The following is an 8,211-nucleotide window of genomic DNA, read 5'->3' as shown; positions in this document are numbered from 1 at the left end:
GCGATCTATCAGAAACGATGGCCCGTAGAAGAATTTCACAAATCACTCAAGCAAAATGCCTCTCTTGGGAAGTCGCCTGCCAGTACACCTGCATGTCAGATCAAACACATTCTCTGTTCATTCTACGGACATATCAAGCTGGAAAAATTGAAAATCATCCGCAAGGAAAATCACTTTGCGATGCGAACAAAGATGTATATCGCCGCTCTTAAAACTTCATACGAGGAATTACAAAGGCTGAGGCAGCAATCCGAGAATTTTCAAAACTCTGCCGCGTAAGGTCAGACCCTAACTTTCCTTGAAACAATCCGGCTTCGTGGGCTACGTTCATCCTAGCTTGCACAAGTCCTTCTGCTGTTTCATCTTCTGCCGTCATAACCAAGAAGGCAAATGTAGATACGGCCAGCATTTCTTGAAGACGTTCTGTTGTTGTCATGCCTGCGGTGGGTGCACGATTAAATTCTTCAAAATCAACATTTAAACGATCCTTGATAAAATCTCGAAGTGCTAACCAAGCTTGAGACCTACCATGTCCAATGAAAACGCAATCTTTCTTTGACTTTGCCGTCATGAGTGCCCCCGAAAATCTTTGAAGGTGCTTTGCTGCACTATTTGAAATTTCAGTCATGCGTCTACATACATACTCAAGTGATTTGAACTTTATTGCTTCAGCAGCCGCACCTACGTGGGGTGGTAGTTGTATACCAGCCGTTAAAGCGGTTGTATCGCGCGACATCATGTTGCCTCTAGGCGTCATGCTATTCACATAATTTGATTTGGTGACTAGCTCAATTCCTTCTAATTCTCCTTGTAGTTTGATTAGATATGCATCTCCACTTGTTGTACCCGCACTAAAAAGAGATAGAAGTTCATCCTTAATTTTAGGAATATTATCTACAAGCGATTCATACATCGATTGAGCGATTCCAATTTGTTCTTTGCCAACTAGATTCGTAATATAGTCATATGTTTCGTCAAAAGAGTATTGATGCCAGTCTCCGCTTGATGCCTCCCACGCCCCGCCCATCAGACCCCATTCAAAACTGAATGTAGCTCTCGCTGGCGGTGGCTCGTAGGCTTGGTAGTAAACGCGGGCGTGATAACCCCACCAAGAACCACTATGAGCTTTACCGACTAGGTTGGCGGCAGCTTCAAACTCCCGAGCAGTTTCAAATGCCCCTGATGAAATATATTGGGTGTGAAGAGCGGATAGCTGATCAGCAACCGCTAAAAATTCGTCGGAAAGCTCACTCATTGCCTCTAGTTTAGAACGGATTTTCTCTAGAGGCTGCCAAGAACACGTTTGAAGTTGGTATGCATCACTCTGGAATGAGCAGAATGGGTGGATGACCCGACGAGGCTACCCCAGCGACGTAGACAACGATACGTACCTGTTTCTGCTCCCGTATCTCCTGCTCAGCCCCAAAGATGCCAGACAGCGGAAATATTCCATCCGAGACGTTCTCAATGCGCTGCTGTGGGTGGCCCGCACGGGTGCGCAGTGGGCTTACCTCCCAAACGACTTTCCACCTGCGGAGACGGTGCGCCAACAGGCGCACCGCTGGTTTGAAGCGGGGTGCTTTTTAAATGCTGCACACGATCTGCGTTTTCTGGCCCGTGTCGAAAAATCGAGGAACGGTGAGCCCACCGCGATCATCATCGACAGCCGGACCCTTCAAAGCACGCCTGAAAGTGGACACCGCGCAGGCTTTGATGGTGCCAAGAAACGCAAGGGGACGAAGGTGCATCTGGCGGTGGATACGTTGGGGCATTTCCTGGCCGTGCTGACCACACCCGCCAACGAGCAGGATCGGGCACAGGTCAAAGACCTGTGCTTGGAGGTGCAGGCAGCTACGGGCGCAACCGTGGAGATGGCGTTCGCTGACCAGGGGTACACAGGCAAACAGACCGCTCTGGATGCTGCCGAGACCGGTGTGGAACTGGTGGTGGTCAAACGTCCGGAGGCCGCCCAGGGCTTTATCCTGGTGCCGAAACGGTGGGTGGTGGAGCGGTCCTTCGCGTGGATGTCACGGTTTCGCCGTTTGGGACGGGACCTGGAACGGCTGTCGTCCACGCTGATCGGATTCCATGTCTTGGCTGCTTGCGTTCTGCTCTGCAACAATCTCAAGCCGCTTTTTGCATAGGGTTCTTGGCAGCCTCTAGAGAGTCACGAGCTGCTGAGCAGTATTTTCACCCAGTCTGACCGAACAACACAGACGCTGGAATGGCGTTCTGCTGCATCTCCTCGTGGTAGATGTGGCGGTACACGTTCAGGGTCATCATGGGCGAGGCGTGACCCAACTGGCGCGACAGCACTTCAACCCGGACACCCACTCTGAGCGACAGCGAGGCGAACGTGTGCCGAAGATCATGGATACGGATGCGTGGTACGTCCGCTGCCTTACAGATCGAGTTCATGTGATTCTTCAGGTTATCCGGGCCGAGCGAATCCGCGTTCTTGGAGCTGGTAAAAACGAAGTCATTCTGGAAGGACTTGTCACCTAGTCGCTGACGAATCTCCGACTGCCTGCGCTTGGCTTCCAGAAGCACCGCCACAGCGTCGGGCGACAGATAGAGGGTACGGCGGCTGGTCTTCGTCTTGGGGCGCGTCAGCAGCTTCTCCTTGCCCGCGCAGTGCAGTGCTTGCTCGATACGGACATATGGCAATTTGGCATCCAGAAATACGTTGGTCCAGGCCAAGCCACAAGCTTCACCCCGGCGTACACCCGTCAGCAACATGAACTTGAAAACCATGCCCCAACTGTGGACATCACACGCGGCAGCGAAGCGGGCTGCTTCAGAGGGGCTGAAGACTTGAAGGTCATCGTTCTCGGTGTCCTTGCTCGTCACCTGTGGTTTCTGCCCTCGCGCTGGGTTACGGACCATCAACTCGTCTTTGAACGCCATTTCCAACACGCCATGCACCACCGCGTGGGTGAGGCGGAGGGTATGGGCTTCGGTCACGCCTCGGTCTTGCAGATCGACGTAGAGTTGCCGGACATGGCTGGGGCGAAGGTCCTTGAGCTTGAGTGCCTTGAATCTGTCGCTGATGTACTTGGTGGCGCTGTAGCGGTAGCCGAGGCTGGTGCGCCTGGCCCGTGATCGGTCCTTGTCTTGCAGCCACGTCTCCAGTTGCTCACCAAAGGTGATCTGTGTGGGCTGAGCAACCAACCCGCGACTGAGTTCGGCCAACTTCTGAGCGCGGGCCAGTTCTGCCTCTTTCGCTGTGAGAGCTGTGCCGTTGTATCGGTTGCCCTCGTAGGTGAGATGCCAACGAAACCCGGTGTTGTTCTTGTAGACTCCTGTTGTTCCCATAGGGGCAACAGTATCAAGCCCGCTGACTCAAGTACACCTCACAACACACGCGGTCACTCATGGGCTTGAGGCTTACGTCAATCTCTTGAAAAATGTGTGGTGCAGCCACTAATTATGGAGTCATTGAGACTCAGAGAAGTAACACGAGGGCACCATAAGACAGTGCAAGTCATACTTGACAAACCGAGTGATCCAGGGTCTAGAAAAATCTACTCGCGGTCACGGTGGCTAGTACTAGGCGTTACGCAAGAGCCGTAAGTCAGGCCATGAGCGATAGCCCCTTGCACTCGCCTTAGGGGCGTGGTACGCTTGCGTCGGCTCAAAGAAAGAACCCCTTCGGGGGAACCGAAAGGGTCAAGGTAGAGGATGTGCTGGTGTGGCGAAATTGGTAAACGCTGTGGTTTCCCAAACTGCCTCCTGCCAGGGAATTGCGGGTTCGAGTCCCGTCACCAGCACCACGATAACCTCGGAGCCACTCTAACACGGTGGGTCCGAGGTCGTCAATTTAAGGAGGAAATGGAATGCTCGAAATCTCCCTGAAGCAAGACGACCTAGAAATCTACTTCTCCCGCTTTCCAGACACCATTGATACCGCTGCCGTTGTGGCAGCCGTTAAAGCTGTACTTGACGCCCACAGAGCGCAGACCGAATCTGACTTTGGTCGGCCAAACGGCACCAGCGCAGGCACGAAGCCAGTCACTCGACTGCACAAAAAGCAAAGTAATGACAGTACCGTAACTGTTACAAAAAACTTGAAGGCCGCCTTGAGAGCCTTCAAGACACTTGGCCAGCCGTTGCAGGAAGCTAGAGACATTGAAGAAATTATCAAGAAGGACAGCGGATATCGTGGGAAGAATATGGAAACTATCCGTTATCTTATCCGCCAGTTAGAAGCTGGTGGCTATGCCGAGAAACTTCCCAATGGAGATAGAGTATTGACACCTAAAGGTAAGGAAGCGGCAGACTTGTATGAAATGGAGCTACCTGACTTTTCTGGTAAAGATGAGGAAGAAGACCAAGACGAAAGAGAAGATGGTGATTACTCACCGCCGTTGCCTAGTTTCTAAAATCTATAAAAAGCACCGCCTGAGTCAAAGTTCAGGCGGTGCTTTTTGCTGCCCACTGCACTGCGAAGGTCCTTTATAAAAGGATGGCCTCTAGCTTCTGGCTTTCAAGCTTGTAAGAGCAGACAAAGTTTGTTCTGAGCATGGCTCCGAAGCTGTTCTGGCTGTCCACCCAGCCTGCCCATGACTTGTTCCCGTTCTCGTTGGACTGGACGCTGCCGATTTTTGTCGCTGAGCTGGCGAATTTAGCCGTAGACGGTGATTTGAGTTTGTCCTTGACAGCATCCTGGCACATGACTACAAATGTTCCCACGTTCAGCTCTTTGTCTGCACGGGCGGCTTGAGCGGCTCTGGCCTCGGCTGCCGCTTGTGCTGTCGCTCGTCTGGCTGCGGCCTCTTCATCTCTCCGTGCTTGTGCCGCTGCTGCTTCTTTCGCCTTGCGTGCCTCTGCTGCTCGCTGGGCAGCAAGCTCAGCCGCCGTGAATTTTTTCAACTCAACACGCAAAGCCTTCTGCTTGCCAGTATCCCACTCTACCGACTGAGCATGGTAGCCGCCTGCACTGGCCTTTACGGTGTAGCTGGAGTCAGTGAGCTTGACCTTCACAGGCGACTGCGTGTAAACCTCTCCGTTCAGTTCCACCTGTGCGGCTGCGGGCGTGAATGTCAGTGTCACATCGCTGTTGGGCAGAAGTTGGCCTCCCAACCCCATAATTACAATGCTCCCCAGCAAGAGACCGCCAGCAAGAGGGCGTCCCCTGAGCTTGAGGAGAGGCGTGACTCCCCGGACTAACCCGATGAGTGCCAGAATTCCGAGCACAAGACCAGCGATGATGACAATGCTCCCAAACATAAAAAACCTCCGTGCAGCACGCTGCTGAGGCACTGTATATCGCCATATCTGACGACGCTCTATCAGACGACACCACCGAGCGCGAAAAGCACACGCTCAAGGGATGACCGTTTCCGGCCCGCTCGATGACTCACAACGCCAAGAGCGGCTCGAAAAGTTAGGCCAGCGCATCAAGCAATTACGCGAGGAGCGGAAGTGGAGCCAAGATACCTTCGCTCACCTTGCCGGGATGAACCGCGCCTACCCCAACAAAATCGAGAAGGCCAAAATTGACGTGAGGTATACAACGCTGGTCCGCATCGCCCACGTCTTCGGTCTGACTGTGGGAGAGCTGCTGACCTTTGAAGACTCGGCGCTCTAGAGTTTCATCGCTTTGGCGATTGCCTCTTTTTCACGCCGTGCCGTGTCCAGCATGACCCTGTGGACCTGATCCACCAAGCTCTGCTGATCGGCCCTGAAATTACGGAGAGTCACACCAGCGCGGAACACCTTCCGATCACGCCCCGGCTTCTGCGGCTGGGCGTCTGTCTCGATGGTGAACAACTCCGCTGCGGTGCCTAGCTCCACAGCAGCGTCGTAGTGCTTTGAAGTAAAAGGCTTGGCATCAAGGACCATCAAGCGCACATCCCGCATAGACGCCCCATCCTGAAACCGCCCGTCAATGAATAATTGTGCAAGACGATGCCATGCCCATTGGACGATCTCAGTTTCTTCAGCATCTTTAGTAATAAGCTCGGTGTAATCGAAGAATTCCGTTTGGTTCGTGCTAGTCAACATGATCTAATTTGACCCTATACAGGACGGATTAACGATCTGTGGGACCCACCACAGCGCAGCGGGCGAATCGGTAGCTGGAAATATGCCGGACACATTCCCTGCGCGTTCTGGGCCATCGTGTGAAGGTCTGGACTGGCCCTGGTCACACAACCCAGCGCGGAGAAGGTAGGGGCGAGGGATCTGGAGTGTATTTCCACACTGGGCATTGATCGGCATGGAGAATCGGCCAGGTTGTGAGTCTGGCCGATATGTGGATAAAGGAGCGTGGATTTAGGATAAGGAATCGAGACGTAAACGTCTTTGTGCGTTGTCCGACTTTTGCAGCCCCTCTTCTTTTTTGATTTCACTCTTAAGCCTTTTAGTAATACCACGCGCAATTTGAAGAAGTTTTATAAGATCTAGTACGTCAAGACTAAATACGGTTTGAACTTTTGTACTAGATGAATCATTACGTTGTAAGGTGCTATTGATCAAGCCGTTTTCTCTAAGCTCTTTTAGTCCTGCTAAAGCATCTTCTTTAGGCATAATACTACCGCCAATCAGCATAGAAAGAGTAATAGACTTATTACGTCTAATGTAACTTTTATATCGTTCAGCTCTTTCTAATAGATACTGAGCATCGGCTGACAAATGTACTAGCTGTGGATGATTTGACCGCTTTTGACGTGGCTCTTTTAGCATTTCTTCAGTGGGCGTAATTACACTCACTTCTTTAGAAGGTACTTCTTCTTTTTCCTCAGACTGCTCTTCGTCGCAAAGAGACGCTTTCTTAAGCTGTGGATGTAAGAAATAGCGCTTGCCCATTGTTACTTCCACAGTTTTGATGCAGTATCGAGCATCTAAATCGAGTAAAGCCCTATCCATGCTTTCGGCACCAACTGCGAAAACACTGTTTTTGAGTTGCTTAAGAATCTTAGATGCGTTTACGCCTTTTGGACTGTCAACCTCTGTAATAGCTTTAAGCGTTGCTGTGGATTCAATCGAGAGACTTGTAATATGTGGTGCCGTGGCAAAGCTAACTGTGCAACTCGTGGCATCAATATCAAGCTGATCTTTCATACTCAAGAACTTCGGATGAAGATGGATGTAGATGATAGGGCGAGAACCTGCAAAACGTCCTGTATGTTCTAGTGATAAGACGTTTCGTTGAGTAAGCATGTCCAGAGCATAATCGATATTAAACTCCGTGACGCCGAACTGAATTTTCACATGGCTTACGGTAAGCGGCTCTTCTATTGTACAAGTAGCTAAAAAGATAGCGACACGCTTTGCCACATGCTCAAGCGAATGTAAGAATGGATCGCTTTTGAAGTTATGATTCATGATGCCTTTTCTTGAGTTAGGACAATCATTTGAATCACTCCTTGACCTTAGAAGTATTCAAATCTACCGTGGTTAATATGTGTGGATTTATTCTGACTAAAATACTGGGAGGTCCACGCTTGTTCATTTGCTTCTCAAGTCGAATACAATTGCGAACCTCGAGTTCTCTCAAAGCGTCTTGATATTCATTATGCTCATTAGCGAAATGACGCCTCATTTTGGATGAAGTAATCGGTTCTTTAATCTCGCCAGAGGCAAGTCGTAGGAAGATTCGCCCGCAAAGCCCTCTAATACCTTCGAGATACGGCGAACCATAGAAGGAAGTGGTCATTTTCTTTTCACCTCCTTCTGCTTTCCATAGTTAGCTTCGTAAACTTCTTGAAACTTCGGATGTATTTTGATTTGTCTGCGAGGGCGGCCCCGATGGGCTTTGACAGATTCGATACGCAGCCAGCCCAGTTCTTCGAGTTCGCCAATAGCTTCTTTGGCCTCGTGTTCTGAACGGCCAAAAGACCTCGAAACGGTGCGTTCTGTATCGTCTTCCTTAAAGAGGCGAGTTCAAGTTGCTAGCGCACCACTCTGATGGGCCGAGTGTACCTCTTGGGGCGTGCGATACCCCAACACTTTTCGGGGTCTGTTGTTCAGCAGGTGCTGGGCGGCTATCACTGTGGACAGCTCCATCACTGTAAAGTCCGTCCCCTTCGGGAAAAACTGTCTCAGCAACCCGTTAGTGTTCTCCACAGATCCCTTCTCCCAGGGACTGTGCGCGTGGCAGGCATAGGTTGAGGCATTCCACTGCTGACCGAGAGCCTCGGTCAGCACAAATTCCCGCCCCTGGTCTATCGTGATGGTTTTGACGATTTGACTGTCCAGCACGCTGTC

At 51.2% G+C, this 8,211-nt stretch carries 10 protein-coding genes and 1 tRNA gene; 5 read left to right on the top strand and 6 right to left on the bottom strand.

Annotated features, from left to right (window positions below):
- Window positions 1-212, top strand: a 212-nt coding sequence (locus tag Q319_RS28435; protein WP_211252402.1) for a hypothetical protein, incomplete at its 5' end; no start/stop codon positions are given.
- Here Q319_RS28435 and Q319_RS26570 read toward each other — a convergent pair.
- Window positions 209-1,255, bottom strand: coding sequence for a TIR domain-containing protein (locus Q319_RS26570; RefSeq protein WP_081846226.1), 1,047 nt, complete (start codon window positions 1,253-1,255; stop codon window positions 209-211). The two genes, Q319_RS28435 and Q319_RS26570, sit on opposite strands and share 4 nt — an antisense overlap.
- Window positions 1,256-1,346: 91 nt before the next feature.
- Here Q319_RS26570 and Q319_RS0121575 point away from each other — a divergent pair, with 91 nt between their 5' ends.
- Window positions 1,347-2,144: an IS5 family transposase gene (locus Q319_RS0121575; RefSeq protein ID WP_029484481.1), complete on the top strand. Its 798-nt coding sequence runs from the start codon at window positions 1,347-1,349 to the stop codon at window positions 2,142-2,144.
- Between the two features lie 46 nt (window positions 2,145-2,190).
- On the opposite strand, the gene Q319_RS0121570 is transcribed toward Q319_RS0121575, so the two are convergent.
- Window positions 2,191-3,315: a tyrosine-type recombinase/integrase gene (locus Q319_RS0121570; protein ID WP_029484480.1), complete on the bottom strand. Its 1,125-nt coding sequence runs from the start codon at window positions 3,313-3,315 to the stop codon at window positions 2,191-2,193.
- Between the two features lie 370 nt (window positions 3,316-3,685).
- Between Q319_RS0121570 and Q319_RS0121565 the strand changes: the two genes are divergently transcribed.
- Window positions 3,686-3,773 (top strand) — tRNA-Gly (locus Q319_RS0121565).
- A gap of 63 nt (window positions 3,774-3,836) precedes the next feature.
- Window positions 3,837-4,382 carry an eS19 family ribosomal protein gene (locus tag Q319_RS0121560; RefSeq protein ID WP_029484479.1) on the top strand — a complete coding sequence of 182 codons (546 nt, stop codon included), beginning with the start codon at window positions 3,837-3,839 and terminating at the stop codon, window positions 4,380-4,382.
- Window positions 4,383-4,455: 73 nt separating this feature from the next.
- Here Q319_RS0121560 and Q319_RS0121555 read toward each other — a convergent pair whose 3' ends face one another.
- Complete coding sequence (locus tag Q319_RS0121555) at window positions 4,456-5,229, bottom strand: hypothetical protein (protein ID WP_029484478.1); 774 nt, start codon at window positions 5,227-5,229, stop codon at window positions 4,456-4,458.
- A 103-nt stretch (window positions 5,230-5,332) separates the two neighbouring features.
- On the opposite strand from Q319_RS0121555, the gene Q319_RS0121550 reads away from it, so the two are divergent.
- Window positions 5,333-5,590, top strand: coding sequence for a helix-turn-helix domain-containing protein (locus tag Q319_RS0121550; RefSeq protein WP_029484477.1), 258 nt, complete (start codon window positions 5,333-5,335; stop codon window positions 5,588-5,590).
- Here Q319_RS0121550 and Q319_RS0121545 read toward each other — a convergent pair.
- The 3 genes from Q319_RS0121545 to Q319_RS0121535 form a co-directional block, all read right to left on the bottom strand.
- Window positions 5,587-6,006 carry a hypothetical protein gene (locus Q319_RS0121545; RefSeq protein WP_029484476.1) on the bottom strand — a complete coding sequence of 140 codons (420 nt, stop codon included), beginning with the start codon at window positions 6,004-6,006 and terminating at the stop codon, window positions 5,587-5,589. The genes Q319_RS0121550 and Q319_RS0121545 overlap by 4 nt on opposite strands.
- A 270-nt stretch (window positions 6,007-6,276) precedes the next feature.
- Window positions 6,277-7,329, bottom strand: coding sequence for a hypothetical protein (locus Q319_RS27585; protein ID WP_156039529.1), 1,053 nt, complete (start codon window positions 7,327-7,329; stop codon window positions 6,277-6,279).
- A gap of 558 nt (window positions 7,330-7,887) precedes the next feature.
- On the bottom strand, window positions 7,888-8,211 hold a 324-nt coding region (locus tag Q319_RS0121535), incomplete at its 5' end, for an IS30 family transposase (RefSeq protein WP_156039528.1).

Source organism: Deinococcus marmoris DSM 12784, assembly GCF_000701405.1.
GTDB lineage: Bacteria > Deinococcota > Deinococci > Deinococcales > Deinococcaceae > Deinococcus > Deinococcus marmoris.
Note: the sequence above shows the minus strand (reverse complement) of the source record. Positions and strands in the feature narration are given on the sequence as shown.